27 protein-coding genes and 2 tRNA genes are annotated in these 25,259 nt (G+C 70.8%); 22 read left to right on the forward strand and 7 right to left on the reverse strand.

Going from position 1 to position 25,259, the window contains the following annotated elements:
- Positions 1-272: 272 nt before the first annotated feature.
- Together OWC43_RS11005 and fdxA are read right to left on the reverse strand one after the other, a co-directional pair.
- The gene (locus OWC43_RS11005) at positions 273-872 is read right to left on the reverse strand and encodes a CarD family transcriptional regulator (RefSeq protein WP_393956719.1); all 600 of its coding nucleotides are present in this window, start codon (positions 870-872) and stop codon (positions 273-275) included.
- A gap of 411 nt (positions 873-1,283) precedes the next feature.
- A complete protein-coding gene (fdxA, locus tag OWC43_RS11010; RefSeq protein WP_137831098.1) occupies positions 1,284-1,622 on the reverse strand; it encodes a ferredoxin FdxA in 339 nt (112 codons plus the stop codon).
- 549 nt (positions 1,623-2,171) lie between these two features.
- Here fdxA and OWC43_RS11015 point away from each other — a divergent pair.
- The 3 genes from OWC43_RS11015 to greA all read left to right on the forward strand — a co-directional run bounded on the left by OWC43_RS11015 (position 2,172) and on the right by greA (position 4,470).
- The gene (locus OWC43_RS11015) at positions 2,172-2,771 is read left to right on the forward strand and encodes a hypothetical protein (protein ID WP_393956721.1); all 600 of its coding nucleotides are present in this window, start codon (positions 2,172-2,174) and stop codon (positions 2,769-2,771) included.
- 93 nt (positions 2,772-2,864) lie between these two features.
- Positions 2,865-3,851 (forward strand): MDR family oxidoreductase, encoded by a 987-nt coding sequence (locus OWC43_RS11020; RefSeq protein ID WP_393956722.1) that lies wholly within the window; start codon positions 2,865-2,867, stop codon positions 3,849-3,851.
- A gap of 154 nt (positions 3,852-4,005) precedes the next feature.
- Complete coding sequence (gene greA / locus OWC43_RS11025; protein WP_137831101.1) at positions 4,006-4,470, forward strand: transcription elongation factor GreA; 465 nt, start codon at positions 4,006-4,008, stop codon at positions 4,468-4,470.
- Positions 4,471-4,545: 75 nt separating this feature from the next.
- On the opposite strand, the gene OWC43_RS11030 is transcribed toward greA, so the two are convergent.
- Positions 4,546-4,833 (reverse strand): hypothetical protein, encoded by a 288-nt coding sequence (locus tag OWC43_RS11030; protein WP_393956724.1) that lies wholly within the window; start codon positions 4,831-4,833, stop codon positions 4,546-4,548.
- Between the two features lie 278 nt (positions 4,834-5,111).
- On the opposite strand from OWC43_RS11030, the gene OWC43_RS11035 reads away from it, so the two are divergent.
- From OWC43_RS11035 to OWC43_RS11045, 3 genes are all read left to right on the forward strand, one after another.
- A tRNA-Pro gene (locus OWC43_RS11035) sits at positions 5,112-5,188 on the forward strand.
- A gap of 45 nt (positions 5,189-5,233) precedes the next feature.
- Positions 5,234-5,310: transfer RNA gene (locus tag OWC43_RS11040), tRNA-Arg, on the forward strand.
- Positions 5,311-5,540: 230 nt separating this feature from the next.
- Positions 5,541-5,765, forward strand: coding sequence for a hypothetical protein (locus tag OWC43_RS11045; protein WP_393956725.1), 225 nt, complete (start codon positions 5,541-5,543; stop codon positions 5,763-5,765).
- Positions 5,766-5,920: 155 nt separating this feature from the next.
- Here the strand turns inward: OWC43_RS11045 and OWC43_RS11050 are convergent, their stop codons facing one another.
- Positions 5,921-6,109 carry a hypothetical protein gene (locus OWC43_RS11050; RefSeq protein ID WP_171015558.1) on the reverse strand — a complete coding sequence of 63 codons (189 nt, stop codon included), beginning with the start codon at positions 6,107-6,109 and terminating at the stop codon, positions 5,921-5,923.
- Between the two features lie 272 nt (positions 6,110-6,381).
- Between OWC43_RS11050 and OWC43_RS11055 the strand changes: the two genes are divergently transcribed.
- From OWC43_RS11055 to OWC43_RS11075, 5 genes are all read left to right on the forward strand, one after another.
- Positions 6,382-6,552 carry a hypothetical protein gene (locus OWC43_RS11055; RefSeq protein ID WP_393956726.1) on the forward strand — a complete coding sequence of 57 codons (171 nt, stop codon included), beginning with the start codon at positions 6,382-6,384 and terminating at the stop codon, positions 6,550-6,552.
- 168 nt (positions 6,553-6,720) lie between these two features.
- On the forward strand, positions 6,721-7,146 hold the full coding sequence (locus tag OWC43_RS11060) for a hypothetical protein (RefSeq protein ID WP_393956727.1): 426 nt from the start codon (positions 6,721-6,723) through the stop codon (positions 7,144-7,146).
- A gap of 207 nt (positions 7,147-7,353) precedes the next feature.
- Positions 7,354-7,599 carry a hypothetical protein gene (locus tag OWC43_RS11065; protein WP_137831105.1) on the forward strand — a complete coding sequence of 82 codons (246 nt, stop codon included), beginning with the start codon at positions 7,354-7,356 and terminating at the stop codon, positions 7,597-7,599.
- A gap of 273 nt (positions 7,600-7,872) precedes the next feature.
- Positions 7,873-8,736: an SDR family NAD(P)-dependent oxidoreductase gene (locus OWC43_RS11070; protein WP_393956728.1), complete on the forward strand. Its 864-nt coding sequence runs from the start codon at positions 7,873-7,875 to the stop codon at positions 8,734-8,736.
- A 346-nt stretch (positions 8,737-9,082) separates the two neighbouring features.
- A complete protein-coding gene (locus OWC43_RS11075; protein WP_393956729.1) occupies positions 9,083-9,490 on the forward strand; it encodes a hypothetical protein in 408 nt (135 codons plus the stop codon).
- Positions 9,491-9,648: 158 nt separating this feature from the next.
- On the opposite strand, the gene dinB is transcribed toward OWC43_RS11075, so the two are convergent.
- Complete coding sequence (dinB, locus tag OWC43_RS11080; protein ID WP_393956730.1) at positions 9,649-10,716, reverse strand: DNA polymerase IV; 1,068 nt, start codon at positions 10,714-10,716, stop codon at positions 9,649-9,651.
- Between the two features lie 239 nt (positions 10,717-10,955).
- Positions 10,956-12,536, reverse strand: a complete 1,581-nt coding sequence (locus tag OWC43_RS11085; protein ID WP_393956731.1) for a GMC oxidoreductase — start codon at positions 12,534-12,536, stop codon at positions 10,956-10,958.
- 144 nt (positions 12,537-12,680) lie between these two features.
- Here OWC43_RS11085 and OWC43_RS11090 point away from each other — a divergent pair, with 144 nt between their 5' ends.
- The 5 genes from OWC43_RS11090 to OWC43_RS11110 all read left to right on the forward strand — a co-directional run bounded on the left by OWC43_RS11090 (position 12,681) and on the right by OWC43_RS11110 (position 16,346).
- The gene (locus OWC43_RS11090) at positions 12,681-13,163 is read left to right on the forward strand and encodes a DoxX family protein (RefSeq protein ID WP_393956732.1); all 483 of its coding nucleotides are present in this window, start codon (positions 12,681-12,683) and stop codon (positions 13,161-13,163) included.
- A complete protein-coding gene (locus tag OWC43_RS11095) occupies positions 13,160-13,612 on the forward strand; it encodes a cupin domain-containing protein (RefSeq protein ID WP_137831111.1) in 453 nt (150 codons plus the stop codon). The genes OWC43_RS11090 and OWC43_RS11095 overlap by 4 nt, the downstream gene beginning before the upstream one ends.
- Before the next feature lie 4 nt (positions 13,613-13,616).
- Positions 13,617-14,531, forward strand: coding sequence for an SMP-30/gluconolactonase/LRE family protein (locus tag OWC43_RS11100; protein ID WP_393956733.1), 915 nt, complete (start codon positions 13,617-13,619; stop codon positions 14,529-14,531).
- Between the two features lie 29 nt (positions 14,532-14,560).
- A complete protein-coding gene (locus OWC43_RS11105) occupies positions 14,561-15,424 on the forward strand; it encodes a VOC family protein (RefSeq protein ID WP_393956734.1) in 864 nt (287 codons plus the stop codon).
- Between the two features lie 220 nt (positions 15,425-15,644).
- Positions 15,645-16,346, forward strand: coding sequence for a GntR family transcriptional regulator (locus OWC43_RS11110; RefSeq protein WP_393956735.1), 702 nt, complete (start codon positions 15,645-15,647; stop codon positions 16,344-16,346).
- 4 nt (positions 16,347-16,350) lie between these two features.
- Here OWC43_RS11110 and OWC43_RS11115 read toward each other — a convergent pair whose 3' ends face one another.
- Complete coding sequence (locus tag OWC43_RS11115) at positions 16,351-16,761, reverse strand: nuclear transport factor 2 family protein (RefSeq protein ID WP_393956736.1); 411 nt, start codon at positions 16,759-16,761, stop codon at positions 16,351-16,353.
- A 223-nt stretch (positions 16,762-16,984) separates the two neighbouring features.
- On the opposite strand from OWC43_RS11115, the gene OWC43_RS11120 reads away from it, so the two are divergent.
- The 6 genes from OWC43_RS11120 to OWC43_RS11145 all read left to right on the forward strand — a co-directional run bounded on the left by OWC43_RS11120 (position 16,985) and on the right by OWC43_RS11145 (position 25,218).
- Entirely contained in the window at positions 16,985-18,184 is a 1,200-nt protein-coding gene (locus tag OWC43_RS11120; protein ID WP_393956737.1) for an ABC transporter substrate-binding protein, read from the forward strand.
- Positions 18,185-18,230: 46 nt separating this feature from the next.
- Positions 18,231-19,100: a branched-chain amino acid ABC transporter permease gene (locus OWC43_RS11125; RefSeq protein ID WP_393956738.1), complete on the forward strand. Its 870-nt coding sequence runs from the start codon at positions 18,231-18,233 to the stop codon at positions 19,098-19,100.
- A gap of 4 nt (positions 19,101-19,104) precedes the next feature.
- Positions 19,105-21,588: an ATP-binding cassette domain-containing protein gene (locus OWC43_RS11130; protein ID WP_393956739.1), complete on the forward strand. Its 2,484-nt coding sequence runs from the start codon at positions 19,105-19,107 to the stop codon at positions 21,586-21,588.
- A 73-nt stretch (positions 21,589-21,661) separates the two neighbouring features.
- Complete coding sequence (locus OWC43_RS11135) at positions 21,662-22,561, forward strand: polysaccharide deacetylase family protein (protein WP_393958540.1); 900 nt, start codon at positions 21,662-21,664, stop codon at positions 22,559-22,561.
- A 78-nt stretch (positions 22,562-22,639) separates the two neighbouring features.
- Positions 22,640-24,397, forward strand: coding sequence for a gamma-glutamyltransferase family protein (locus tag OWC43_RS11140; RefSeq protein WP_393956740.1), 1,758 nt, complete (start codon positions 22,640-22,642; stop codon positions 24,395-24,397).
- 437 nt (positions 24,398-24,834) lie between these two features.
- A complete protein-coding gene (locus tag OWC43_RS11145; RefSeq protein ID WP_238307754.1) occupies positions 24,835-25,218 on the forward strand; it encodes a hypothetical protein in 384 nt (127 codons plus the stop codon).
- Positions 25,219-25,259 lie beyond the last annotated feature (41 nt).

Here is a 25,259-nt window from a genome sequence, read left to right on the forward strand (position 1 = left end):
GTTCTTGGATAGCGTTCTTGATCGGACCGCGGGATGATTCTCGTTCGCGACAAAGCCCGCAGCTGCGGACGCGAACGCAACCCGGGTCGGGCCATTCGTGGCCCAGGCACAACGAACTACCGCCGGGGTGGTTCCCAGCGAGCGCGTGGAACCGATCACAAGAAATTCAAGAGGCATGCGGAACGCGCATGAAAAAAGGGCCCGGCTTGCGCCGGGCCCCCTCGATCACACGAGCGAATCGTGGGCCGGGCGTTTTCCGCCCGGCGGCGCCCTCAGGCGGCCTCCTCCACATCACCCTCGTCGCCCTCGGCCTCGGCCTCGGCCTCGGCATCCGCATCGGCCTTGGCACGGCGCGGCGACTTGGCGAGGCTCTGCTCGATCAGCTTGAGCGCCTCGGTCTCGGTGATCTTATTCACCGACGAGATCTCGCGCACGACGCGGTCGAGAGCCGCCTCGTAGAGCTGACGCTCGCTGTAGGATTGCTCGGGCTGGGCTTCGGAACGGTAGAGATCGCGCACGACTTCGGTGACGGAGATGAGGTCACCGGAATTGATCTTGGCTTCGTATTCCTGGGCGCGGCGCGACCACATCGTCCGCTTGACGCGGGCGCGGCCGGTCAGCACGTCGAGGGCCTTCTTGACAAGCTCGGGCTCGGCGAGCTTACGCATACCGACGCTGTTGGCCTTCGCGGTGGGCACGCGCAGGACCATCTTGTCCTTCTCGAAAGAGACGACGAACAGTTCGAGCTTGTAGCCGGCGATCTCCTGCTCCTCGATCGCGGTGATCCGCCCGACGCCATGCGCCGGATACACGACCGCCTCGCCGGTCTTGAAGCCTTGGCGGCCAGCCGTCGTCTTCTTGGCTGTGGTCATGCGGAATGAGCCTCCACTGTCATCCACGCGGGTCTGCCGCCCGCGCGCTCGTCGCTTCCGGGGTGGGACACCCGGCGCACGCCTCGCCCGACAGGCCCGATCCGAAGGCCTGCCGGTTCCCGGGCACTGGTCGCGCGCTGCTTACACCCCACGAAAGAACGCGCCGGGAGCGAGATGCTTCCGGCGGTCGATCGCAGCCAACCTCGTTTCCAGGAAGATGGAACCCGCCAGGGCGGTAACGGAGGAAGCGCATCGGGCGTGAGCGACGGCGACCATTCCTATAGCACGAATGGCCGGCGAATCAAAGGATTGCCGGCGCTTCAGGCGCATATCCGCAGGGAATGAGGGCGGGGCGCGGAGCCCCGCGGCCGGGTCGTCCGGCCAGCCTCGCGCGGGAGGCCGGCGGGCGGGTCAGTCGCCGGATCCGGGATTGGCCGAGAAATGTGCCGCGAACTTGTCGGCCACGCCGTCCCACTGCTTGGCGTCGGCGGGCGCGTCCTTCTTCTGGGTGATGTTCGGCCAAGACTTGGCGTAGTCGGCATTGAGCTTCAGCCAGGATTCGAGGTCGCCCTCGGTGTCCGGCTTGATCGCCTCGGCGGGACATTCCGGTTCGCACACGCCGCAATCGATGCATTCATCGGGATGGATGACGAGCATGTTCTCGCCCTCGTAGAAGCAATCCACGGGGCACACCTCGACGCAGTCCATGTACTTGCACTTAATGCAGTTGTCGGTGACGACGTAGGTCATGGGCCGTTCGGTCCTGCAATCCTCTCCCGCGCCGCGTCGGGCGCCGCCCGCTCCGGGCCGGCTGCCTTCCGCGGGACGGTGTCCGCGCCCCAGGCGCCGCCGCCGCCCGGTCGGCCAAGCGCTCTAGACCCTGGCCGATAGGCTGACAAGCGCGGTTCCGGGCAAACCTGCTCCGCAACCTCATGCCGGTCCGGCGGGGAGGGCGGGGCGTCTCGTTCTCGAGGGGAACCGGGCGCGCCCAGGACAAGATCCGGGCTGCCTCGACGCACCGTCCTGCGGCGATGCCGCAGCCGGTGCGCGCAAGGAGCGCATCCGCAATGCCCGAACGCGCCGGCCCCGATCTCGACCGCCGCGCCTGCGGACTTCCACCAAGTCGAGGGAAAGCCGAAAGGTCTGCGTAGTCTAAGTCGTTGGTTAATTTTACTGTCTTCGACAATCGCGCTTGTTCACGACGCAACCTTGGCCGCACTTCTGGCGTCGAGAGGAGCGTGCGCCGGATCGGCGGCGGCGCTCGACACCTCACGTATCGCGTTCGCCGAGGACTTCGTCATGGCCGCTCACTCCCGCTTTCCTGCCCGTCTTCCCGCTCTCCTCGTCGGATCCCTCGTTGCCCTGTCGGCGATCGCCCCCGCCCAGGCCGGCGGCGGCTGCGCCAGCGCCGAGTGCTACCGCCGCGTCACCACGCCGCCGGTCTACGACACCGTGTCCGATCAGGTGCTGGTTCAGCCCGCGCGGACGGTCTACCGCTCGACGCCCCCGGTCTACGACACCGTCTCGGAGCGCGTGCTGGTCGCCCCCGGCGGGCGCCGCTGGGAGACGCGCATCGATGCCTATGGTCAGCTCGTCGGCTGCTGGGTGACGACCCCGCCGCGCTACGCCGTGCAGACCCGCCGGGTGCTCGTGCGCCCCGCCGAGGTAATTCCGGAGACCCTGCCCCCGGTCTACGCCACGACGCAGCGTCAGGTGCTCGTGCAGCCGGCCCGATCCGCCTGGGTCCCGGCCGCCGCCCCGGCCTACGGACCTCGCCCCGGCTACGGTCCCCTGGGCGTCGGCTCGATCCCCGACGCCTTCGGCCTCGCCGGAGCCTCCGCCACCGACATCTCGGTCGGTCTCGGCTTCTCCCGCGGCAGCATCTACGACGGCTACTGATCGTACGGCCTCGTCCGCACGCTCATCGGGGACAGCCTTGACAGCGTCCCCCGCCGCCGCTCCCTTCCCCGAAGGCAATCGGGGGAGCGGAGCATGGCGGCGTTCAAAGCCTGGGTGATCGAGAAGGCGGAAAGCGGCCAGACGCTGGCCCTGCGCGACGTCGAGCGGTCCGAATTGATGGACGGCGACGTCACCGTCCGGGTCTCCCATTCGGGCCTGAACTACAAGGACGGGCTCGCCATGACCGGGCGGATGCCGGTGGTGCGCCGCTTTCCCATGATCCCCGGGATCGACTTCGCCGGCACCGTCGAGGCCTCCGAGCACCCGGACTACAAGCCGGGCGACGCCGTCGTTCTGACCGGCTGGGGTGTCGGCGAGACCCATCTCGGCGGCCTCTCCGAGGTGGCCCGGGTGCGGGGCGACTGGCTGGTGCCGCTGCCCGAGGGCCTGTCGCCGGCCCATGCCATGGCGATCGGCACCGCCGGCTACACCGCGATGCTGTCCGTGCTGGCCCTGGAGCGGCACGGCCTCACCCCCGCCTCCGGCCCGGCCCTGGTGACGGGCGCCGCCGGCGGCGTCGGCTCGGTGGCGGTCGCGCTGCTGAAGCGGGCGGGGTGGCACGTGATCGCCGCGACCGGCCGGAGCGACGAGGCCGATTATCTCACGCATCTCGGTGCGGCGGAGATTCTGGACCGGGAGGCACTCAGCGGCGAGCCGCGCCCGCTCGCCAAGGAGCGCTGGGCGGCGGGCATCGATGCCGTCGGCGGCAAGGTGCTGGCCAACGCCCTGGCGATGACCAAGGGGGGAGGGGCCATCGCCGCCTGCGGCAATGCCGGCGGCATGGACCTGCCCTCCTCGGTCGCACCGTTCATCCTGCGGGGGGTCTCGCTCCTCGGGATCAACAGCGTGACGACGCCCCTGGCGCCGCGCCGCGCCGCCTGGACGCGGCTCGCCCGCGATCTCGATCTCTCGCTCCTCGACGGGATGACCACGACCGTGCCGCTCGATGCGGCGGGCGGCCGGGCCGAGGCCCTGCTGGAGGGCCAAGTGCGCGGCAGAACGGTCGTGGCGGTGGCGTGAGGACTTGCTCGTGAGAGCTTGACTGTAAGGGCTTGGCAACGGGTGCTCGGTGATGAAAGCTTGACTATCGAAGCTTGGACCGAGGACCTCGTGTGATGTCCCGAAATGAAAAGCTGGGCGGAACTCTCCGCCCACCCCGTGCATTGCCGCGCCCATGAGCAGAGCATTCGTCCGTGAGCCGGAAGGGGGCGAGGCCTTCGAGGACCTGCCCGACCGGCCGATCTCTCCGCACCCCAATTTCGTCACCCCGGAGGGCCTCGCCCGGATCGAGGCCGAGGTGGCGCGGCTGGAGGCCGAACTGTCCGGTCTCTCCCCGGAGGACAAGGTGGCCCATACCCGGGTCTCGCGCGATCTGCGCTACTGGAGCCTGCGCAAGAACTCCGCCCAACTCGTGGACGAGAAGACGGACGGCGACGCGGTGCGCTTCGGCTCGACCGTGACGGTCCTGCGCGAGGACGACAGCCGCCAGACCTTTCGCATCGTCGGCGAGGACGAGGCCGACCCCCATGCCGGCACGATCTCCTACGTCGCCCCGCTGGCCCGTGCGCTGACCGGCAAGAGCGTGGGCGACACGGTCACCGTGAACGACCACGAGTTCGAGATCGCCGAGATCCGCTGACCGCAGACATCGATGCGGCGGGCCCGCTGTCGCAGACCCGCCGCATCTCAGTCACCCTCGAAGGTCTTCGACGTCTCAGCGCGCGGCCGGGGCGCTGGTGGCGCCGTTGCTGTTGTTGCTCTTCGGGTGGCCGATGGCGCCGGTCGTGTCCTGGCTGGGATTTCCGGCCGGCACTTGGCCGGTCCGGCCGACCCCCGCCCCGTCATGCCCTGCCCCGTGCGGGCTCCGCATGCTGTCGGTCGCGGTCGTGCCCGGTGCGGGCGTACCCGGCGCGGTGGCGCCCTGCGCCCAGGCACCGCCGGCCGAACCGAGAATGAGCGCGGCGGCGAGCGCGGGCATGGCAATCCGTGTGGTGATCCGCATGGCGAACATCGTCCCTGTTGTGATTGTGTCCCCTAACCCGCGACCCGGCTATTGGGTTCTCCGAAACCCGCGCGAAGCCCTGCGCGGACTCGCCTCACCTCCGCCCGTGCCGGTTTCCGCGACCGACGTCGCACGGGAGGCGCCGCGTGGCGCGGAGACGGCTCCGACCCGGCCTCCGCCGAACCGTCATGCGAAAAGAATCGCCGAACAGCGACGATCCGCTTGCGACCCCGGAAAGTGCCGTCTATAAGCCCGCTCGTCGCCCCTCGGGGCGGCTTCGGAGTGTAGCGCAGTCTGGTAGCGCACCACGTTCGGGACGTGGGGGTCGCAGGTTCAAATCCTGCCACTCCGACCAAGCAAGACGAGAACCGTCCATCCAGGACGGCACGACAACATAAGGGCGCCCGTAGCTCAGCTGGATAGAGCACCAGACTACGAATCTGGGGGTCAGAGGTTCGAATCCTTTCGGGCGCGCCATACACTTCCAAGCCATTGCTTGGTAAGAGTTTCTGGGAACATCAGCACTTGAGGCGGCCGACGGTCGTACTGATAGGCGGCGCAAGCGGGCCGTGAGGCTGATGTCGTGCCCAATCCAGGATCGTTGATGCGCGATGACAGGGTTCCGCGGTTTTGTGCGGGAGCCTCTTGCCTCGCTGCGCTTTGTCTCTCGGGCGGCACTTCTGAGCGGCCAGCCCGGAGGACGGACCATGTGCGTCGGGCGCGGTGCGAGCCGAGCGGGGGAGGGCGGCGCTCGGCGCGGGCTCCCTGAGGTCCATTTCCGATCCCGTGGCCCCAGCCGCCAGACCGCCAACGACAACCGGCGGGCGGCGCAGGGACCGGAGGCCATCGTTCTCTCGGCCATCAAGCTGGCGGCGATGGGCACGGCGGTCTTGGCCGGGTTCGCGCTCAGCCTCCTGCCGTCATCCTCCTGAGGCAGGTCGCCCACCCGATCGACATCGCGGTGGGATGAAGGGAACCGGGGGCGGATCGAGCGGACATCCCCTACGTGGGCGTGTCCCTCAGGGCGAAACGGACGGTGCGGAATGCTCCGTGCCGACGCAAGAACCCGCCTCGGCAGACACGCGCCTCACGCGCCCGGATCGACGGACCAGCCGGTCAAGCCGCATGCCTTCTTGAGCCGGACATCGGCCCTGGCGAGGCGCCGAGCGGCCTGCTGCACGTCTCCCCTGGCCTGCGCCTTGTCGGCGGCGGCCACGTCGTGACGAACCAATCGGCACACGAAATAGGTTCGGAGATTACGAAGCAGGCCCAGCATCGTCAGCCCCCCGACAGAGCGGGCCCTACCATGCAAGTCTTGCGCGCGAATGGATTGTCGCCCCCTGTCATCGCGACGCAGCGCGCTCTCGACCTCGAACGAGGCAGCGTCGATCCCACGGAAAAACTCCGCCTCACCTCCTTCGAAAACGCTCGTTTCGTGAGCGGCCCTCGGAGCAGAGCGAACCGACCCCGCCGAACATCATCCGTCCGTCTCAGGTTACCGCGAAGCCGCTCGAAGACGGCGGCGTGGACACGCTTCTGGAGAGAGTGATGCGAAAGACCACCCTGTTCATGGCAGCCCTCGTGCTGTCGACGGGAACCGCCGCGTGGGCCGGCGACAGCTCGGGGAAGGGCGAGGGCCGGATGCAGGGCTCGCCCAATGCGGCGGGCTTCAAGGGCGAGGGTGGAACCTCGTCGTCCGGATCGGGCGGCGGACGCTGAAGCAGAGGCCGAGAGGCCGGACGCGCGAGATCCCGAGCGTACTCTTGCGTCCGGCTCCAGGAAGACGAGGGGGGGACAGCGAGGCCCGACGCGGGTTGCGACGGTCCCGGGATACCAGCCCGGCCCCACGAGCCCGGAACGCGATCCGGCGCACCCGGTTGGGCAGACATGATCCGTTTCCCCCTCGTCGTAGCCGTGACCACCGCCCTCGTCGCATCCACCGGGATCGGATGGGCTCAGGGCGACTCCGTATCGGGAAGCGGCAGCGGCGCGGCGCCGATCGGGGGCAGCTCGTCGTCGAGCGGCAGCGGCGGGGTGGGAGGCTCGACCGGGTTGCATTCGCCCGGCGCGACGGGCTCGGGCGTCGGGGGCGGACCTTCCCCGAGCGGCTCGGACGCGGCGACGCAGGGTGGCGGCGGTGCCGGACATCGCCCGCCCGGCGGACAAATCGGATCGGGCGCGGCGACCGGGACCGGCGCCGGCGCGCAGGACATGAGCCATGGCGGACGGGACACGACCGCCATAGCGCCGCCGGCCCGCGCGCCCGCCGAGACGACCGGACCAGCAGGCTCGAACACCGGCATGCCGCGCTAGAGCATCGTGTCGGATATCGGATCCGGCACGATGCTCTCGGTTATTGTGATGCATCGGCTTTTTCCGAAAGCCGGCTCCCACCTCTCGGGCCGATGCTCTAGCCCCCTGCCAACGCTTCGGAATCGGCTCAGGCGTTGATCCTTGTTACGGCGCCCCCCTTCCGCACGAAGGATGATGTGGGACGCATGCCCCGTGGAGTCGCCTTGTATGACCGTCGAAGTGCCCCCGCTGCGGTGCCGCTTCATCCACGCGATGGTCGGCCTCCTGGCCGAGAAGATGCCCCTCTCGCCCGCCCGTCGGGAGGAGGAGATCTTCCGCCGCCTGATCGAGCTCGAGATGCAGGCCGAGAGCGGTGGCGCCTCCGAGACCTCGTGCCGGGTCATCGCCTCGGTCCGACGCATGGCCGGAAACGCGATCATCCGGAGCGACCTCCCGGTCATCCGCGGATCGTGAGCCCAAGACCCGGAGCATAAGACCCGGAGCACACGGCCCGGGCCGCGCCGCGACGCCGCGAGGGACGCCCGGCCTCGCCCAGATCCGCGAACTCGTGTCCCGTTCGCCTGCACGACGATCCGGAGGACGTCGCGGGGGATCCGCGATGATGGATCGCAGGGCTGGCCAACTCTGCCGCGGCAGCGCTTTCACGACGATGGCGGTTGAGAGTTACGCATCCGGGGCGGGCGCCTGCCGTGCCCGATCACCCGCAATCCGAGAAGGACACGCCTCATGGCAGAGCCGGCCCCCGCGAATCCCGCCTCCCCGTTCGAGCCAGGGCGAACCGCCATCGTCACCGGGGCGGCGAGCGGGATCGGGCTGGCCGCCGCACAGGTCTTCGCGGCGCGCGGCCTGCGGGTCGTCCTCGCCGACTTGCCCGGCGAGGCCCTGGAGCGCGCCGCGGCCGATCTCGCCGCAACGGGTGCCGCGGTGCGGGCGGTGCCGACCGATGTCGGCGACGGCGCCGCCATGGAGGCCCTGGCCGAGGCGGCCTCGCAGGACGGGCCGCCCGCCATCGTGATGCTGAATGCCGGCATCGAGGCGGGCGGGCGCCTCTTCTCCGACGCGGCGACGTGGCGGCGCATCCTCGACACCAACCTGTGGGGCGTGATCCACGGCATCCGCGCCTTCGCGCCCCGCCTCGTCGCGGGCGGGGAGCCGGGCGCGGTCATCGTCACCGGCTCGAAGCAGGGCATCACCACGCCGCCGGGCAATGCGCCTTACAACGTGTCCAAAGCCGGCGTGAAGGCCGCCACCGAGGCGCTGGCGCACGAGCTGCGCGAGAGCGGCGCCCCGGTCAGCGCGCATCTGTTCATCCCCGGCTTCGTCTATACCGGGCTGGCCAAGGCCCGCGGCATGACGGAGAAGCCCGAGGGCGCCTGGACGCCGGAGGAGACCGTGGCGTTCATGCTGGAGCGCCTGGAGGCGGGCGACTTCTACATCCTCTGCCCCGACAACGAGACCACCCGCGCGCAGGACGAGTGGCGCATCGCCTGGGCGGCGGGCGACATCATCGAGAACCGTCCGGCCCTGTCGCGCTGGCACCCGGATTGGCGCGACCGCTTCGCCGCCTTCGCCCAGCGGACCGACCGCTAGGCATCGGTCCGAAAGGGAGGATGCCGGATTTCGGGCCGACGCAGCTCAAGAACCGAGAGACGCATCCTGGATCTCTCGTGCCGGGGATCGGTCCGGTCTCCGATCACGGCGGGACACCCTCCTGGAGCGGGGGCATCGCGGGGGCGGATGGTCGGACGCCCGCGCCGTTCCCGATGAGGGGCGGACCCACCGGAGCAACCCGAAGTATACCGAAGACGACCATGCGTCGCCGTTGGATCTCGGCTGCGATGCGGGTCGCTGTGACAAATCGAGCGACCCCCGAATATCGGAACTGACGTGCCATAGCGTCGTTGGAGAGGGATATCGCAATCGCGAAAGGCACCCCATGCGGAAGGCTCATCTCGCTCTCACGGCCGCGGCCGTGCTCGGTCTCGGAACGATGGCAGCGTCGACGGCGCCGGCGGAAGCCGGCTGGCGTGGCGGATACGGTCACGGCGGATATGGCTACGGCGGATACCGTGGCGGTTACGGCGGCTACGGCTATCGCAACGTCGGCTATCGCGGCGGCTACGGCTATCGTGGATACGGTCATCGCCGCGGCATCGGTGCCGGTGCAGCCATCGGCCTCGGGATCGCGGGCCTCGCGGCCGGAGCCATCGCGAGCAACGCCTATCGTGGCTACGGGTACAGCTACGGGCGGCCGGTGGGCTATTACGGGGGCTACGGCTATGGTCGCCCCGTCGGCTACTACGGCGGCTACGGTTACGGTTCGGGCTACGGCTACGGCTGGTAACCGTCCGGATCGGACATATGAGAGTCAAGCAGGGTCCCCTCTGGGTGACCCTGCTTCGTCACGATTCGAGGACAGGCCTGCGACGCTCACGGTTGGGTCGGCCATCGGGCTGCCACCTGACCACGTCGTCACGGCGACAGCCTTCATGGCGACGGCCTTCACATGGCGAAATCCAGCTGCCGCGGTCTGCCATCGTCGGATCGGGGATGCAGCGATGAGAGTGCCGTCCCGATCAGTCGCACGCTCCGGCGCAGGGGAAAGGCGTCCCGCAGCAATCCGAGACTGACCTGCTCCAGCATCGCGCGGTCCGCCAGCGGCAGCGTGAGGGAGCGTGCCCGCGTGATCTGGGCGAAGTCCGAGAATTTCAGCTTCAGCGTCACGGTGCGCGCCGCCAACGCCTTCGCGGCGGCCACCGCCCAGACCTTGTCGAGGAGCGGCTGCAGACGCTGGGCCAGCACCGCGTACTCGCTCGTATCCTCGGAAAACGTCGTCTCCGCGCCGATCGACTTGCGCTCGCGATGCGCCCGTACCGGCCGATCGTCGATCCCCCGCGCCACTCGGTGATAGTACTCGCCCGCGCTGCCGAACGCCGCCCGCAATTCGTCGAGGGAGCGTGCCTTCAGATCGGCGCCGGTCTGGATGCCCAGGCGCCGCATCTTCGCCTCGGTCGCCGGTCCCACGCCGCGGAATTGCCCGATGGGCAGGGCCTCGACGAAACCCGGTCCCATCGCCGGCGTGATGACGAACAGCGCGTCGGGCTTCCTGTGGTCGGAGGCCACCTTGGCCAGGAACTTGTTGTAGGAGACCCCCGCCGAGGCGACGAGCCCCGTCCGGGCGAGGATCGTGGCGCGGATGTCCCTCGCGACCTCGGTCGCGGTCGGCAGGCCCTTCAGATTGTCGGTGACGTCGAGATAGGCCTCGTCGAGCGCCACCGGCTCGATCAGGGGCGTATGCTCCTCGAACACGGCTCGGATCTCGGACGAGACGGTCTTGTAAGCCTCGAAGCGCGGACGCACGAACACCAGATCGGGGCAGAGCCGGCGCGCGGTGGCCGACGGCATGGCCGAGCGCACGCCGAAGGCCCTCGCCTCGTAGCTCGCCGCCATCACGACGCCGCGCTCGCGCGAGCCGCCGACCGCCAGCGGCCGATCCCGCAAGCTCGGATCGTCGCGCTGCTCGACGGAGGCGTAGAACGCATCCATGTCGATGTGGATGATCTTGCGCATCGGCGTCGATCCGGGATTGCATCGCTGGGCCGGGCGGCCCCGCCCTGCACCACCGCCCTCTGTTCATCTTTCGTTCGCGATGACGACGCCTCGGTCAAGGCTTCGCACGGCGACATCCACGGCGAATGAACGGGGCCAGCCCGCCCGGTCGTTCGGGCTGCACGCCCGGAGCGCGGGGTGCCGGCCCCACCGCGCGATCCCCCGGTGGCGGCAAGGCTGCCGCGCCGGGCTCGGCGCGTTCAGAGGCGCGCGGCGATCCCGTCGGCCACCCGCAGGGCGTTGGCGATGATGGTCAGGGTCGGGTTCACGGCGCCGATCGAGGGAAAGAAACTCGCATCGGTGACGTAGAGGTTGTCGATCCCGTGCGCCCGGCACTCGAGGTCGAGGACGGCATTCGCCGGATCGGGGCCGAAGCGCAGGGTGCCGGCCTGATGCGCCGTGCCGCCGATCGGCGTGTCCTTGCCGAGATAGAGCGTTCGGTCGAACAGGTGCGGGTGGATGTCGAGCCCGTCGCACATCGAGCGCAGTTTCTCGCGCAGCCGGGTCTGGGCTTCGCCATTCGTCACCGTCAGGTCGAGATGCACCCGGTCGTCGCGGTAGAAGATGCGGTTCTCCGGCCGCGGCAGATCCTCGGAGGTCAGCCAGAAATCGATCGAGTGCTTGGCGATATAGTCGAACGGTCGCGTCGGCAGCCATTGCAGGAAGCCCGGCAAGCCCTCCGCCTCGATCTGCATCCCGTCGGATTTGCCGACCATCTGGATATGGCCGAGGGGGAACTCCCAGTCGTTCAGCGGGCTGCGGTCGTGGCCGTGATAGAAGTCGTTGAGGCCGAGCGTCTTCTGGAACTGGGTCGGGTTGGGGTCCTTCGAGATCGCCAGCACGGTGGTGTTGTTGTGGCGCATGTAGTTGCGCCCGACCTGGCCCGAGCGGTTCGCCAATCCATCGGGATGCGCGTCGTTTCCGGAACGCAGGAACAGCAGCGCCGAGGAGAGCGCGCCGCAGGCCACCACGAACAGGTCGGCCGTGAGGATGTGACGGCGCCCCTCGAGGATCACAGCGACGCCGGTGACGCGGCCTCCGCCCGCATCGGTCAGCAGGCGCTCGGCATAGGCGTTGCGCAGGAGCGTGACGTTCGGATGCGCGGCGAGCGTCGGGTCGATGGCGATGATCTGCGCGTCCGCCTTGCCGTTGGTCAGGCTCGGATAGCCGTCGAACGGATCGCAGCGCAGCAGCGGCGAGTGCGGCAGGGTCCCGCCCTTGCCGTCCTCCTCCATCAGCGCGCCCATCGGCAGGTGGAACGGATGGTGGCCGTGGCGGGCGAGGTCGTCCGCGAGCTTCTGGATGCGGGGCTCGTGGCTGATCGCGGGCTTCGGGTAGGGATGCGGCGAGGGCGGCTCGGTCGGATCCTCGCCGCGGGCGCCGTGGACCTGGAACAGCTCCTCCGCCGCTTGGTAATGGGGCGCGAACACGTCGTATTTCAGCGGCCATTCCGGCGAGATGCCGTCCGGATGGCGCTGGGCCTCGAAATCGCTCTCGCGCAGGCGGAACAGCACGCCGCCATAGACCTTCGAATTGCCGCCGACGAAGTAGTGCAAGCCGGGCTTGAACGTGTCGCCGTTCGAGGAGGTCCAGGTCTCGTCGGCTTGGTAGCGGGCCTTGCGGAAGACCGCGTCGGTGTCCCAGTTCTCGCGCTCGCGGGGGAGATAGTCGCCCCGCTCGATCACGAGGACGCGCTTGCCGGTCCGGGCGAGGCGCCACGCCGCGGAGCCGCCGCCGGGCCCCGAGCCCACGATGATCACGTCGTAACGATCGTCGCGCATCCGCCTCGCTCCGTCTCCCGACGCGCAACGGGTCACGACCGGCCCCGTTCCGGATGACGGGAGCGGCGAGGTTCTGCGAGCCATGCGCGAACCGCATCGTCCCGGCGACGTTGGCAGCCGGAAGACGCCCTCCGGAGCCCGAGGATGACCATCGAGGTGCTCGCCGCCTTCGCGGCCCGAGCCAGTCTGGTGCTTCTGTTCCTGCCGTTCAGCGCCCTCGACAAGGTTCTGAACTTTTCCGCGGCGGTCGGGCAGGCGCGGCAAGCCGCGAACTCGCGCCCGCTCGCGACGGCGCTGATCCTCACCGGGCTGTTCGTCGAGGTCGTGATGTCGGCGGGCGTGCTCACCGGCATCGCCGACCGCTTCGCCGCCTTCGTCCTCGCGGGCTATTGCGCGGTCACCGCGCTTCTCTGGAAGCCGTTCTGGCGCAAACCGGATTTCCGTCTGCGCGGCCCGAGCCAGGGCCGTGAGACGTTCTGGGACTTCCTCAAGAATTTCGCGGTCGCCGGCGGCTTCCTCGCGATCGCCTGGAGCGGGCCGAGCGCGCAGGGCGTCGCGGCCTTCCTGCACGACCCGTTCGGATCGACGCATCCTTACACAGCACCAATTTCGGAGACAGGCCGATGAGCGAGCAGGGCGATACGCCGTCCGTCCCCTACTGGCACCTCTACACCGACGCGGACGGCATCAGCCGCCAGATCCGCTGCGCGATGACCGCGTTCCACCTCGCCTCGATGAAGCCGCCGGCCTCGCCGCAATGGCAGGGGGAGAAGCACCACGACGGCATGACCACGATGATCACGGTGCAGCCGGTCGGCTGGGAGGGCACGTGGCACGAGAACCCGGCGCCGCAATGGATCATCCCCCTGAGCGGGCGCTGGTACGTCGAGTCGATGGACGGCACCCGGGTGGAGATGGGCCCGGGCGAGATCTCCTTCGGCGAGGATCAGGGCTGCCGGACGCTCGACGGCAAGACCGGTCACAAATCCGGTACGGTCGGCGACGCGCCCGCCGTCCTGATGGTGGTGCAGTTCGACACCAAGCGCGCGGTGACCACGCCTTGCCGGTTCGGGTGAGGCGATGGACGGGTTCGAGATCTACGATCCCCGCTTCCGCCACTACGTGCTCGACAATGCCGGATTGGAGGAGATCGCCGCCGGCTTCCGCTGGGTCGAGGGCCCGGTCTGGATGGGGGACTGGAACTGCCTGCTGTTCCAGGATCTGCCGCGCGACCGCACCATGCGCTGGAGCGAGGCGGAGGGGTTGTCAGTCTATCGCGCGCCCTCCGATTACGGCAACGGCCAGGCCCGCGACCGCGAGGGGCGGCTGATCGCCTGCTCGCATCACGGCCGCTGCCTCACCCGGACCGAGCATGACGGGCGCGTCACGCGCCTCATCGACAGCCATGCCGGCCGGCGGCTGAATGCGCCCAACGACGTCGTCGTGAAATCCGACGGCACGATCTGGTTCACGGACCCGGTCTACGGCATCGCCAACGATTACGAGGGCGGTCGCCAGACGTCGGAACAGCCGCCCGCCCTCTACCGGTTCGACCCCGCGACCGGTTCGATCCGCGTGGCGGCGGGCGATTTCGACGGGCCGAACGGCCTCGCCTTCTCCCCGGACGAGCGGCGGCTCTACGTCTCCGAGACCGGCGACCAGAGCCACCCGAACCCGCGCCAGTACATCCGCGTGTTCGATGTCGCCGCGGACGGGACGCTCACGGGCGGCGACATCTTCCACACCATCGCGCCCGGCTATTGCGACGGCATGAAGGTCGACGAGGACGGCAATGTCTGGTCCAGCGCCGCCGACGGCGTTCACTGCCTCTCGCCGGAGGGCCGGCTCCTGGGCAAGGTCCGGGTGCCGTACCGCGTCTCGAACATGACCTGGGGCGGGGTGCACCGGAACCGCCTGTTCATCGCCGCCTCGCAGCGCCTGTTCTCGATCTTCCTCAACCGCCGGGGCGCCCCGCTGCCGGGGGCCGGACGATGATGTCCCCTCGGACGCCCCCTCGGACGGGCTTGCGCATCGCCGCGATCCGCCTCCTCTGTCCGGATCCGGCGGCGACCGCCGCCTTCTACGCGGCGGCCTTCGGCGCCGTCATCGCCCCCGGCGGCGCCCGCCTCGCGCTCGGGGCGCAGACGATCGAACTCGCTCCCAGCTCGGACCGCCGGGACGCGCCCGCGCCCTCCAACGGCACCGGCTTCCAGCACTGCGCCCTCATCGTCCCGGACATGGACGCGGCCTACGCGCATCTGCGCGGGGTGCCCGGCTGGACGCCGATCTCGCGGGCCGGGCCGGAGCGGTTGCCCGCCGCCTCGGGCGGCGTCCGCGCCTTCAAGTTCCGCGATCCCGACGGGCATCCGCTCGAATTCCTGGCCTTCCCGCCCGACGCCGTGCCGCCGGTCTGGCGCGGGCGGTCGGGTCGAGCGCATCGGCCCGAAAGGTGGGTGCCGGCTTGCGGAGACAAGCCGATGCGGCAGACGAACTTGGAGAAGCGTCCCGGATCCGAGATCCAGGACGCTCCCCTCGTGCTCGGGATCGACCATACGGCGATCACGGTCACCGATACGGAGCGCGCGGTGGCGTTCTACGCCGGCCTCGGGTTCCGGGTGACGCAGCGAGGGGTCAATCGGGGGCCGGAACAGGCCCGCATGGACGCCGTCGACGACCCCGTGGTCGAGGTCACCGGCCTCGCGCCGCCGGGCGGGGCTCCGCCCCATCTGGAGCTTCTCTGCTACCGCGCGCCGGGATCGATCCCGAGCGCCTGCGCCGACGACGCGCCCCTGGCCACCCGGATCGTCCTGACCGGCGACGGCGATGCCTCCGGCCTCCTCTCCGATCCGGACGGCCACCGGCTCGTCCTCGCGGCGGACCGGCCCTGATCGGACGCGGTTCGGATCCGAGGGGGGCGCCGCCGCGTCCCATCCTCTCAAGCGCGGCCGGGCTCGAATTCCCCGTGAGCGGTGCGATGAAGACCGAGACGCATCGGCGCCAATCGTGCATCTGCCGTGCGTCGGCGGCGGCGCGTTCGCGGGAAACGCTCCGTGTTCCGGCCGGGAGCGGTTCGCCCCGCACCACTCTGCAACAGGATGCGCGTCTGCAATGAGACAGGGCGACAGGAGCCCCCCCACCGACCGCGTCGGAACGATCTGCCGATCCCTGCGGAGGGCCATCGTCGAGCGGGCCCTGGCCCCGGGAGACCGGCTGCCGGAGGACGCCCTCGGCGAGCGGTTCAGCGTCAGCCGCACCATCGCGCGCCAAGCGCTCGGCCAGCTCGCGGGGGAGGGGCTGGTCGAGCTGCGCCGGAATCGCATCGCGGTGGTCGCCAGCCCGAGCTGGGAGGAGGCGCGCGACACCTTCGACGTGCGCATCAGCCTGGAGCGGCTCGTGATCCAGCGGCTGGCCGGCCGGCTGAGCGCCGAGCAGCGCGCCGCGCTCGAAACCCATATCGCGGGGGAGGAGCGGGCGGGCGGCGGTCCGGAAGCGGTCTCGATCCGGCTCGCGACCGAGTTCCACCTGCTGCTCGCCGAGATGACCGGCAGCCCGGTGCTCGCCCGTTACGTCGCCGAACTGGGCTATCGCTGCGCCCTGATCCTGTCGCTCTACAGCCGGCCGCACTCGTCCGACTGCGCGGTGAGCGAACACCGGGAGATCGTGGCGGCGCTCGTGGCGGGCGATGCCGGCCAGGCGGTCGCCCTGATGGACCATCATCTCGACGCCGTGGCCGAGCGGGCCCGCATCCTCGACGAGCCCCGGCGCGAGCGCGACCTGATCCGCCTGCTCGCCCCCTACGTCGAGGCCTGACCGGTCAGGCCGGCACGCCCTGCCGGTCGAGCAGCCGCTCGGCGCTGTCGTTCCACACCTCCATGGAGACGATCAGGCCGTCCCGCACGGTGAAGCGGTCGACGTAGCGGTTGCCCTCGAACGCCGTGCCGTCCGGCCACGCGCCGTAGAGCGTTCCGAGGCTGTAGACGGTGGTCGCGTCCTCGCCCGGCACCACGTCGAGCCGCTCCATCCGCTTCTTGACCCAGGCGTAGCGCCCGGCGTTGAAGGCCGTGACCTCCCGCGGATGCCGGAACACCCGGCCGCCGGTGAAGACGATCGCGATGCCCGGCGCCATGTAGCGCGCGGCGGTCTCGGGATCCGGCACCATGGAGGCTTCCAGATAGGCGGTCACCGCCGCCGCGTCGCGCGCGGGCCCCGCTTCCATCGTGTCCATCGGAAATCCTCCTTCGGCCCGTCATCCTACGCGCTCGCGCAGGATTCAGCATGCCGGAGGCGGCACATTCTTGCATGCAGAAAGTGTATGCACTTAGGCGCAGTTTTGTGCACAATGTCTGGGCAATCTGCCCTCGACCTGGAAAAACCCTGCACTTTCAACGACCCTTCGACTGGCATGGCTGTTGCGGTCATCGGTCGACCACAGACGGGACCGGATCGCCATGCCTCGCCGCCCCCTTGATGCCCGCGCCCTGACGCGCCGCCTCGCCCTCGGCGCCCTCCTGGCGGGCGTCGCGGGGTCCGCGGGTCTGAGCCCGGTCCGGGCCGCCGAACCGGTCAAGATCGGCCTCGTCACCGCCCTCAGCGGCCAATCGGCCAAGTCGGGCGAGGCGATCTCGCGCGGGATCGGGCTGGCGATCGAGGAGATCAATCGCAACGGCGGCGTCCTCGGGCGGCCCCTCGAACTCGTCGCCCGCGACGACGAAGCCAATCCGTCCAAGGGCGTGCTCGCCGCCCGCGAACTGATCCAGCGCGCCGGCGTCGTCGCCCTGATCGGCGGCCTCGACACGCCGGTCTCGATGGCGATCGTGCCCATCGCCAACCAGCTGAAGGTGCCCTTCGTCGGTCCCTGGGCCGCCGGCACCGCCATCACCCGCAACGGGGCGGCCGACAATTACGTGTTCCGCGTCTCGGCGGTCGACGCGCTCGTCGACGAGGCCCTCGTCGCCTACGCGGTCAAGACCTACGGCGCCAAGAAGCCCGGCGCGATCCTCGTCAACAACGCCTGGGGCGAGTCGAACCAGCAGGGTCTCGTCGCCGCGCTGAAGGCCGCGAACCTCCCCAGCGCCGGCATCGAGAAATACGAGGCCAACGACATCGACATGGTCCCGCAGCTCTCCCGCCTGCGGGAGGCGGGGGCCGACGCCCTCTTCCTCGTCGGCAATGTCGGCCCCTCGGCCCAGGTGGTGAAATCCCTCGACCGGATAGGCTGGACCGTGCCGGTGATCTCCCATTGGGGCCCGGCGGGCGGGCGGTTCGACGAACTCGCCGGACCCGGCGCCGCGCGGGTGCATTTCGTCCAGACCTTCACCTTCGCGGGCAACGACAGCCCGAAGGCGAAGACCGTGCTCGACGCCCTCAAGGCGAAGTACCCGGCGATCAAGTCCATGGCCGACGTCACGCCCGCCGTGGGCATCGCCAACGCCTACGACGCCACGCACCTGATCGCGCTGGCGATCCAGGCGGCCGGCGCCACCGACGGGCCGAAGGTCCGCGACGGGTTCTACAAGGTCCCGGCCTATGCCGGCCTGATCAAGACCTACGAGGCGCCGTTCGCCCCGGACCGGCACGACGCCCTGAAGCCGGACGATTACATCTTCGCCAGCTTCCGCAACGGCGAGATCGTCGCGGTGGCGAAGTGAGCCGTCCTTCGCGCCGCCACGCCCCTCGCCCGGCGGGGAGGCCCGCATGCTGACCGGAACCCTCGTCAGCGGTCTCGGCCTGGGCAGCATGTACGGGCTGGTGGCGCTCGGCTTCCACATCACCTTCGCGGTCTCCGGCACCGTGAACTTCGCGCAGGGCAGCGCCGTCACCCTGGGCGCGGTGCTGGGCTACGCCTTCGGGGTCCAGCTCGGCTGGCTGATGCCGCTCGCAGCGGCGGCGGCCCTCACGGGCTGCGCGCTCCTCGGCTTCGCCGTCGAGCGCCTGCTGGTGCGCCCCTTCGTCGTGCGCGGCTCCGATGCGTGGCTCCTGGCGACGGTCGCCGGCGGCATCATCGTCGACAACATCCTCCTGTTCACCTTCGGCAAGGAGCCGCGCAGCCTGCCCTCCGCCCTGGTCTCGGCGCCCGTCCAGGTTCTGGGCGCGGGCATCTACCCGCTCCAGCTCCTGATCCCCGTGGTGGGGATCGGGGCGGCCGTGGCCATCCGCGCCGTGTTCCGCGGCACGGAGCTCGGCCGGGTGCTGCTGGCGGTGGCGCAGAACGCCGAGGCCGCGCGGCTGATGGGCATCGACGTCGCCCGCACCGTGGCCTGCGCCTTCGCGCTCTCGGCCGTGCTGGCGGGCGCGGCGGGCCTGCTCATCGCGCCGCTCTTCTCCGTCTCGGCCGAGATGGGTGCGCTGTTCGGGATCAAGGCCTTCGCGGTGGCGATCCTCGGCGGGATCGGCTCGGCCACCGGCGTGGTGCTGGCGGGGCTCCTCTACGGCCTCGTGGAGGCGGGCGTCACCGCGACCCTGGGCTCCGGCGCGACCCAGATCGTGGTCTTCTCGGTCATCATCCTCGCCCTGGCTCTACGCCCGAACGGCCTGCTCGGCCGCGCCGCCGTCAACAAGGTCTGAGAGCATGCGCGCGCTTCTCCGGGGGCCGGCCGCGATGCCGCTCGCCATCCTGGCCCTGACGCTCGCGGGCCTCGGCCTCGTGGCCGCGACGAGCGGCTACAGCCACTTCGTCATCGCCCTCGTGGCGCTGACGGTGCTGGCCGGCACCGGCCTCAACGTCCTGCTGGGGCTCGGCGGCCTCATCTCCTTCGGCCATGCCGGGTTCTACGCGTTGGGCGCCTATGCCAGCGCGATCCTGACGCTCAAGGGCGTGAGCTTCTGGCTGGCGCTGCCCGCCGCGACGGCCATCGCCGCCCTGGTCGGTGCGGCGCTGGCCGTGCCCGCCATGCGGGTGCGCGGGCCCTACCTCGCCATGGTGACGATCGCCTTCGGCTTCCTCGTCGAGCACGCCCTGATCGAGGGCGGCGAGCTGACCGGCGGGCAGAACGGCCTCGTCGTCGCCACCGGCCCGAGCCTGTTCGGCCAGCCCCTCGGCGAGCGCGACCTCGCGATCCTCGCGGTGATCGCGGCGGGCCTCAGCCTCTACGGCTTCCACCGGCTCCGTCACGCCCGCCTCGGCCAGGCCCTGCGCGCGGTGCGCGACGCGGATGTGGCCGCCGCCTCTTTGGGCTTCGATCCGGTCCGGGTGAAGACCGCCGCCTTCGCGATCTCGGCGGCGCTCACCGGGCTCGCGGGCGCAGTATTGCCGCCACTGATGCTGTTCATCGCGCCGAGCTCCTTCCCGTTCACCCAGTCGATCCTGTTCGTCCTGGCGGTGGTGGTCGGCGGGGCCGGCACCGTGCTCGGGCCCCTCTTCGGCGCGCTGGTGACGGTGCTGCTGCCGGAGGCGCTGGCGGGGCTCGCCGAGTACCGGCTGCTGTTCTTCGGCCTGACCACCCTGGTGGTGCTCTGGCTGGTGCCGGCGGGCCTCGTCGGCAGCCTCGCGCGCCTGCTGCCGCGGGGCGGGGCGGCACGCCCGGCCCCGCAGGCCGAGGCACCGGACTTCCTGCGCCGGACGGAGGGCGAGCCGCTGACCGTCGAGGGGCTCGGCATCGCTTTCGGCGGGATCCGGGCGGCGGACGGCGTCGCCTTCGCGGCCCTGCCCGGCGCGATCACCAGCGTCATCGGCCCGAACGGGGCCGGCAAGACCACCGTTCTCAACATGATCTCGGGCTTCTACCGGCCGAGCGCCGGCACGATCCGCCTGGGCGCGCGCGAGCTCGCCGGGCGGCCGGCCCACGCGATCGCCCGCGCCGGCATCGCCCGCACCTACCAGACGACGCGCCTGTTCGGGTCGCTCAGCGTGGCCGAGAACGTGATCCTCGCCCGCGCCCCCGGGCGCCTGCTGCGCCGGGCGGGGGCGCGGGACCGGCAGGAGGCGGCGGCCCTGCTGGCCTTCGTGGGCTATGACGGCGCCCTCGACCGGCCGGCGGCGGAACTGCCCCATGTCGACCGGCGGCTGGTGGAGATCGCCCGCGCGCTGGCCGGGACGCCGCGGGTGCTGCTCCTCGACGAGCCGGCCGCCGGCCTCGCCCGCGCCGAGACCGACCGCCTCGGCGCCCTGCTGCGCCGGATCGCGGCCTGCGGCATCGCGGTGATCCTCGTCGAGCACGACATGCCGCTGGTGATGAGCGTGTCCGACCGCATCCTCGTCATGGATGCCGGGCGCCCGATCGCCCGCGGCACCCCCGCCGAGGTGCGCCGCGACCCCGCGGTGCTGCGGGCCTATCTCGGCGCCGCCGAGACCCCGGCCCGGCCGCGATCCGCCCCCTGGGACGGCCCGGCCGACCCGGTCCTCGCCGCCCACGGCCTGCGGGCCGGCTACGGCGCCGCACCCGTCCTCGACGGGATCTCCCTCGCGGTACGGCCCGGCGAGACCGTGGCGCTGCTCGGCTCCAACGGCGCCGGCAAGTCGACGGCGATGCGGGCGCTGGCGGGCCTGCTGCGCCCGGTCGACGGCGCGGTGGTGCTGGCCGATGCGCCGATCGCGGCGCTGCCGGCGCACCGGATCGCGCGCCTCGGCCTCGCCCTGGTCCCGGAGGGCCGGCAGGTCTTTCCCGAACTCACCGTCGTCGAGAACATCCGCCTCGGCGCGTGGAGTCGCTCCGACAGCCGCGGCGGCCGGATCGACCCGGCGGAGGTCGAGGCGCTGCTCGACCGCTTTCCGCGCCTGCGGGAGCGGGCGGACAGCCGCGCCGGCCTGCTCTCGGGCGGGGAGCAGCAGATGCTCGCGATCGCCCGGGGGATGATGGCGCGGCCGCGCATCCTCCTGCTCGACGAACCCTCCCTCGGGCTCGCGCCCGCGATCATCAACGCCCTCTACGCGACCGTCGCCGACCTGCGCGACGGGGGCACGACGATCCTGATCGTCGATCAGATGGCCGCGCTCGCCCTGACCGTGGCGGACCGGGGCTACGTCCTGGAACAGGGACGCGTCGCGGCGGCGGGCACGGCGGCGGAGCTCCGGGCGGACACGGCGCTCGAGGCCGCCTATCTCGGGGCCGCTTGAAGCCGACCCCATTCCCGAACACAGGATCGAGACCCTCCCCGTGCCCCTTCCCGTGACCCATCCGGAGCCGACCTTGTCGCGTCATGGCCGCTACCCCTATTCCGCCCTGCCGGACCGGCCGGTCTACGACTGGCCGGACGGCAAGCGCCTCGCCGTCTACCTCGCCCTGAACCTCGAGACCTTCGAGTTCGGTGACGGCCTGGGCGCCGAGCTGGCGCCGGGCGGACCGCAGCCGGACGTGCTCAACTACGCTTGGCGCGACTGGGGCAACCGGGTCGGCGCGTGGCGCATCCGCGACATGCTGGACGACCTGCGGATGCCGGCGAGCCTCCTCGTCAACAGCCGGATCTACCGGGACTGCCCCGGCCTGATCGAGGCCTTCCGCGCCCGCGGCGACGAGATCGTCGGGCACGGGCGCAGCAACGCGGAGCGGCAGGGCACGCTGTCGGAGGCCGAGGAGCGGGCCCTGATCGCCGAGGCGACCGCCGTGCTGACGCGGGAGGAGGGCACGGCGCCGGCGGGCTGGCTCGGCCCCTGGATCTCGCAATCGCGGGTCACGCCGGACCTGCTGGCGGAGGCGGGCTACCGCTACCTGCTCGATTGGTGCCACGACGACCAGCCGACCTGGTTCGCCACCCGCGGCGGCGGCCGCATCCTCTCGGTGCCCTATCCGCAGGAGCTGAACGACATCCCGGCCATCGTCGCCCGCAAGGAGACGGGGCGGGCCTTCGCCGAGGCGATCATCGACGGCTTCGACGAGATGCTGGAACAGTCGCGCCGCGCCCCGCTCGTCATGGGCATCGCCCTGCACCCCTACATCGTCGGCCAGCCGCACCGGCTGCGCCCGCTGCGGCGGGCGCTCGACCACATCGCCCGGCACCGGGACACGGTCTGGCTCACGACCGCCGGCGCCATCGCGGCGCATGCCGCCGACCGGATCGAGGCGCCCGGCCCCGCGAACGGCCGGACCTGAGGGGCGTCGTCCGCGTCGCTCCGACCGTTTCGGCGCCGCCCCGGCGCCGGACCTCAGCGAACCCCCGGAGGTGCCGTGATGGATCGAAGCGACGACGACCGCAGCGAAGGCCATCGAAGCGATCGGCCTCGACCCGCCGCGCCCACACCCTCGCGGCGCGCGCTGCTCCTGACCTCCGCGGCTGCCCTGGGTGCGACGACCATGCCGACCCGTCCCTTCGCCGAACCCGCCACCGTCACCGAACCGGGCGCCGCCCGCGGCGCCCTCGCCCGATCGCGCCGGGGCATGGTGACGAGCCCGCACGAACGCGCCAGCGAGGCGGGACGGGAGGTGCTGCGGGCGGGCGGCAACGCCATCGAGGCGGCGATCGCGGTCAATGCCACGCTCTGCGTCACCTATCCGCATTTCTGCGGACTCGGCGGCGACGCGTTCATGATCGTCAGCGACCGCGACGGTGCCAGCTTCACCCTGTCCGGCATCGGGCAGGCGGCGGCGAACCTGCCGGAGGAGGGTCGGCCGATCCCGCTGCGCGGCCCCGGATCGGCCATCACGGCGGCGGCGGCCGTCGACACCTGGGAGCAGGCCTTCACCTTCAGCCAGCGGGCCTGGGGCGGGCGGCACTCCTGGAAGGGGTTGTTCGGGCAGGCCATCGCCTGCGCGACGGAGGGCTTTCCCCTGACGCCGTCGCAGCGCTTCTGGGCGAATTTCCGCGCCGACGCGATCGGCACATGGCCCGATGTGGTCCGCGTGTTCACGGCCGACGGCCGCATCCCGGATGTCGGGGAGACCTTCCGCCAGCCCGACCTCGCCCGCTCGCTCACGACCCTGGCGGAGAATGGCGGCCGCGACTTCTACGAGGGCGAGTTGGCCCGCCGGATCGTCAGCGGCCTGCAGACAGCGGGTTCGCCCCTGACGGCGGACGACCTCGCCCGCTGCCGCGCCCGCAACGAGAGCGCGCTGCGGGTTCCCTATCGGGGCGGGGAACTCGTCAGCCTGCGTCCGCCGACGCAGGGCCTGACCACCCTCGAGATCATGGGCGTTCTCGACCGCTTCGACCTCGGCGCGATCCCCGAGGGCAGCGCCGATTACTACCACCTGCTCGTCGAGGCCGTGAAAACGGCCTTCATCGATCGCAACCGCTACATTGCCGATCCCGATTTCGTCGATGTTCCCGTCGACCGCCTGCTGTCGGCCGCCCATCTCGATGCGCAGGCCCGCCGCATCGATCCGCACCGGGCGGCACCCTGGCCGCATGTCTTCCAGACCGGTGACACCGTCTTCATCGGGGTCGCCGACGGGGAGGGCCGCTGCGTCAGCCTGCTGCAGACGATCTATTTCGATTGGGGAAGCGGCGTCGTCGCGGGGGAGACCGGCATCCTCTGGCACAACCGCGGTGCCGCCTTCAGCGGGGAGGCCGGAAGCATCAACGCGCCGCGTCCGGGCAAACGCCCGTTCCACACCCTCAATCCCGGCATGTACTTCACGAACGGACGTCCGAGCCTGCTCTACGGAACGCAGGGAGCGGATGGGCAGCCGCAGACGCTCGCGGCGGTGCTGACGCGCCTGATCGATTACCGCATGGACCCGCTGACGGCCCTGGCGCGCCCCCGGTTTCTCCTCGGGAAGACGTTCTCGGACAGCCGCGACAGCCTGAAGCTCGAACTCGATGCGGGGCAGGAGGTCTTCGCGGAGCTGAAGCGGCGGGGGCACGAGATCAGCCCGATCCCGGCCCAGAGCCCGCTGGCCGGCCATCCGGGCGCGATCCGGATCGAGGCCGACGGCGGCTTCGTCGGCGCCCATGATCCCCGCAGCGACGGCTTGGCCCTCGGCCTCTGACGTCACCGACGATCGATCGGCTCCGCGGGGTCGCCCCACCGGCGCCGCGACAGCCTCGCCGGGCGAGGTCGGGCGGCGCGCTCCCGCCCCAACCGGCGCTTCCCGGCCAGGATGCCCGACGCGATGCGGCGCCCCACCGGACAGGCTTCATGCAATATTCAGAAACGCGAACTTAGCTTTATGGCTTCCAGAAACGGGGCACGAGCTCTTGCGTGATTTGTCATCGCCCGGAAAATCCCAGCCTTCCGCGATGATATCCTTCAAATTCTCGATACCAGTGCATCGATATCAGTGACATCGGCTGCCGGTGTCCCATCTCGTGCTGACGCTGACACAGCCTCGTCTCCGGCCGGTGCGTCGTTCCTTCGCGACCCGATCGCGGGGGCCGATGCGGGAGCCGGCCCCCGATGACCCCTCACTCTCACGGAGTTGCCTTCATGATCGCCCGACGCCGGCTGACCGGATTCGGTGCCCCGCTGCTCGCCCTGACCCTCGGCCTCCCGCTCTCCACCGGCACCGCGATGGCGGGGCCGTTCGACGGCGCATGGTCGGTCCAGGCCATGACCGTGACCGGCCGCTGCGCCGGCCCGCACCGTTATCCCATCACGATCCGCAACGGGGTGCTGAAGGAGGCGGGCACCGACGGCATCGATGCCACCGGGCAGGCCCGCGCCGACGGGCGCGTCAGCGGCACGATCCGCACCGGCCTGTCCCGCATCGCCGTGACCGGACGGCTCCGCGGCGCGAGCGGGTCGGGCGAATGGTCCCTCGCCGGCCTGACCGCCTGCACCGGCCGCTGGACCGCGCAGCGCACCGGCTGATCCGCGGGCGGCCTCATCCCCGCCCGCCGGGAGGCCCAGCA

It is taken from the genome of Methylorubrum sp. POS3, from assembly GCF_043352485.1.
Taxonomy (GTDB): Bacteria; Pseudomonadota; Alphaproteobacteria; order Rhizobiales; family Beijerinckiaceae; genus Methylobacterium; species Methylobacterium suomiense.

What these genes read in the sequence shown, in the direction of transcription:
- OWC43_RS11005 (WP_393956719.1), bottom strand. Translation starts at nt 872, where the DNA reads ATGACCACAGCCAAGAAGACGACGGCTGGCCGCCAAGGCTTCAAGACC.
- fdxA (WP_137831098.1), bottom strand. Translation starts at nt 1,622, where the DNA reads ATGACCTACGTCGTCACCGACAACTGCATTAAGTGCAAGTACATGGAC.
- OWC43_RS11015 (WP_393956721.1), top strand. Translation starts at nt 2,172, where the DNA reads ATGGCCGCTCACTCCCGCTTTCCTGCCCGTCTTCCCGCTCTCCTCGTC.
- OWC43_RS11020 (WP_393956722.1), top strand. Translation starts at nt 2,865, where the DNA reads ATGGCGGCGTTCAAAGCCTGGGTGATCGAGAAGGCGGAAAGCGGCCAG.
- greA (WP_137831101.1), top strand. Translation starts at nt 4,006, where the DNA reads ATGAGCAGAGCATTCGTCCGTGAGCCGGAAGGGGGCGAGGCCTTCGAG.
- OWC43_RS11030 (WP_393956724.1), bottom strand. Translation starts at nt 4,833, where the DNA reads ATGCGGATCACCACACGGATTGCCATGCCCGCGCTCGCCGCCGCGCTC.
- OWC43_RS11045 (WP_393956725.1), top strand. Translation starts at nt 5,541, where the DNA reads ATGTGCGTCGGGCGCGGTGCGAGCCGAGCGGGGGAGGGCGGCGCTCGG.
- OWC43_RS11050 (WP_171015558.1), bottom strand. Translation starts at nt 6,109, where the DNA reads ATGCTGGGCCTGCTTCGTAATCTCCGAACCTATTTCGTGTGCCGATTG.
- OWC43_RS11055 (WP_393956726.1), top strand. Translation starts at nt 6,382, where the DNA reads ATGCGAAAGACCACCCTGTTCATGGCAGCCCTCGTGCTGTCGACGGGA.
- OWC43_RS11060 (WP_393956727.1), top strand. Translation starts at nt 6,721, where the DNA reads ATGATCCGTTTCCCCCTCGTCGTAGCCGTGACCACCGCCCTCGTCGCA.
- OWC43_RS11065 (WP_137831105.1), top strand. Translation starts at nt 7,354, where the DNA reads ATGACCGTCGAAGTGCCCCCGCTGCGGTGCCGCTTCATCCACGCGATG.
- OWC43_RS11070 (WP_393956728.1), top strand. Translation starts at nt 7,873, where the DNA reads ATGGCAGAGCCGGCCCCCGCGAATCCCGCCTCCCCGTTCGAGCCAGGG.
- OWC43_RS11075 (WP_393956729.1), top strand. Translation starts at nt 9,083, where the DNA reads ATGCGGAAGGCTCATCTCGCTCTCACGGCCGCGGCCGTGCTCGGTCTC.
- dinB (WP_393956730.1), bottom strand. Translation starts at nt 10,716, where the DNA reads ATGCGCAAGATCATCCACATCGACATGGATGCGTTCTACGCCTCCGTC.
- OWC43_RS11085 (WP_393956731.1), bottom strand. Translation starts at nt 12,536, where the DNA reads ATGCGCGACGATCGTTACGACGTGATCATCGTGGGCTCGGGGCCCGGC.
- OWC43_RS11090 (WP_393956732.1), top strand. Translation starts at nt 12,681, where the DNA reads ATGACCATCGAGGTGCTCGCCGCCTTCGCGGCCCGAGCCAGTCTGGTG.
- OWC43_RS11095 (WP_137831111.1), top strand. Translation starts at nt 13,160, where the DNA reads ATGAGCGAGCAGGGCGATACGCCGTCCGTCCCCTACTGGCACCTCTAC.
- OWC43_RS11100 (WP_393956733.1), top strand. Translation starts at nt 13,617, where the DNA reads ATGGACGGGTTCGAGATCTACGATCCCCGCTTCCGCCACTACGTGCTC.
- OWC43_RS11110 (WP_393956735.1), top strand. Translation starts at nt 15,645, where the DNA reads ATGAGACAGGGCGACAGGAGCCCCCCCACCGACCGCGTCGGAACGATC.
- OWC43_RS11115 (WP_393956736.1), bottom strand. Translation starts at nt 16,761, where the DNA reads ATGGACACGATGGAAGCGGGGCCCGCGCGCGACGCGGCGGCGGTGACC.
- OWC43_RS11120 (WP_393956737.1), top strand. Translation starts at nt 16,985, where the DNA reads ATGCCTCGCCGCCCCCTTGATGCCCGCGCCCTGACGCGCCGCCTCGCC.
- OWC43_RS11125 (WP_393956738.1), top strand. Translation starts at nt 18,231, where the DNA reads ATGCTGACCGGAACCCTCGTCAGCGGTCTCGGCCTGGGCAGCATGTAC.
- OWC43_RS11130 (WP_393956739.1), top strand. Translation starts at nt 19,105, where the DNA reads ATGCGCGCGCTTCTCCGGGGGCCGGCCGCGATGCCGCTCGCCATCCTG.
- OWC43_RS11140 (WP_393956740.1), top strand. Translation starts at nt 22,640, where the DNA reads ATGGATCGAAGCGACGACGACCGCAGCGAAGGCCATCGAAGCGATCGG.
- OWC43_RS11145 (WP_238307754.1), top strand. Translation starts at nt 24,835, where the DNA reads ATGATCGCCCGACGCCGGCTGACCGGATTCGGTGCCCCGCTGCTCGCC.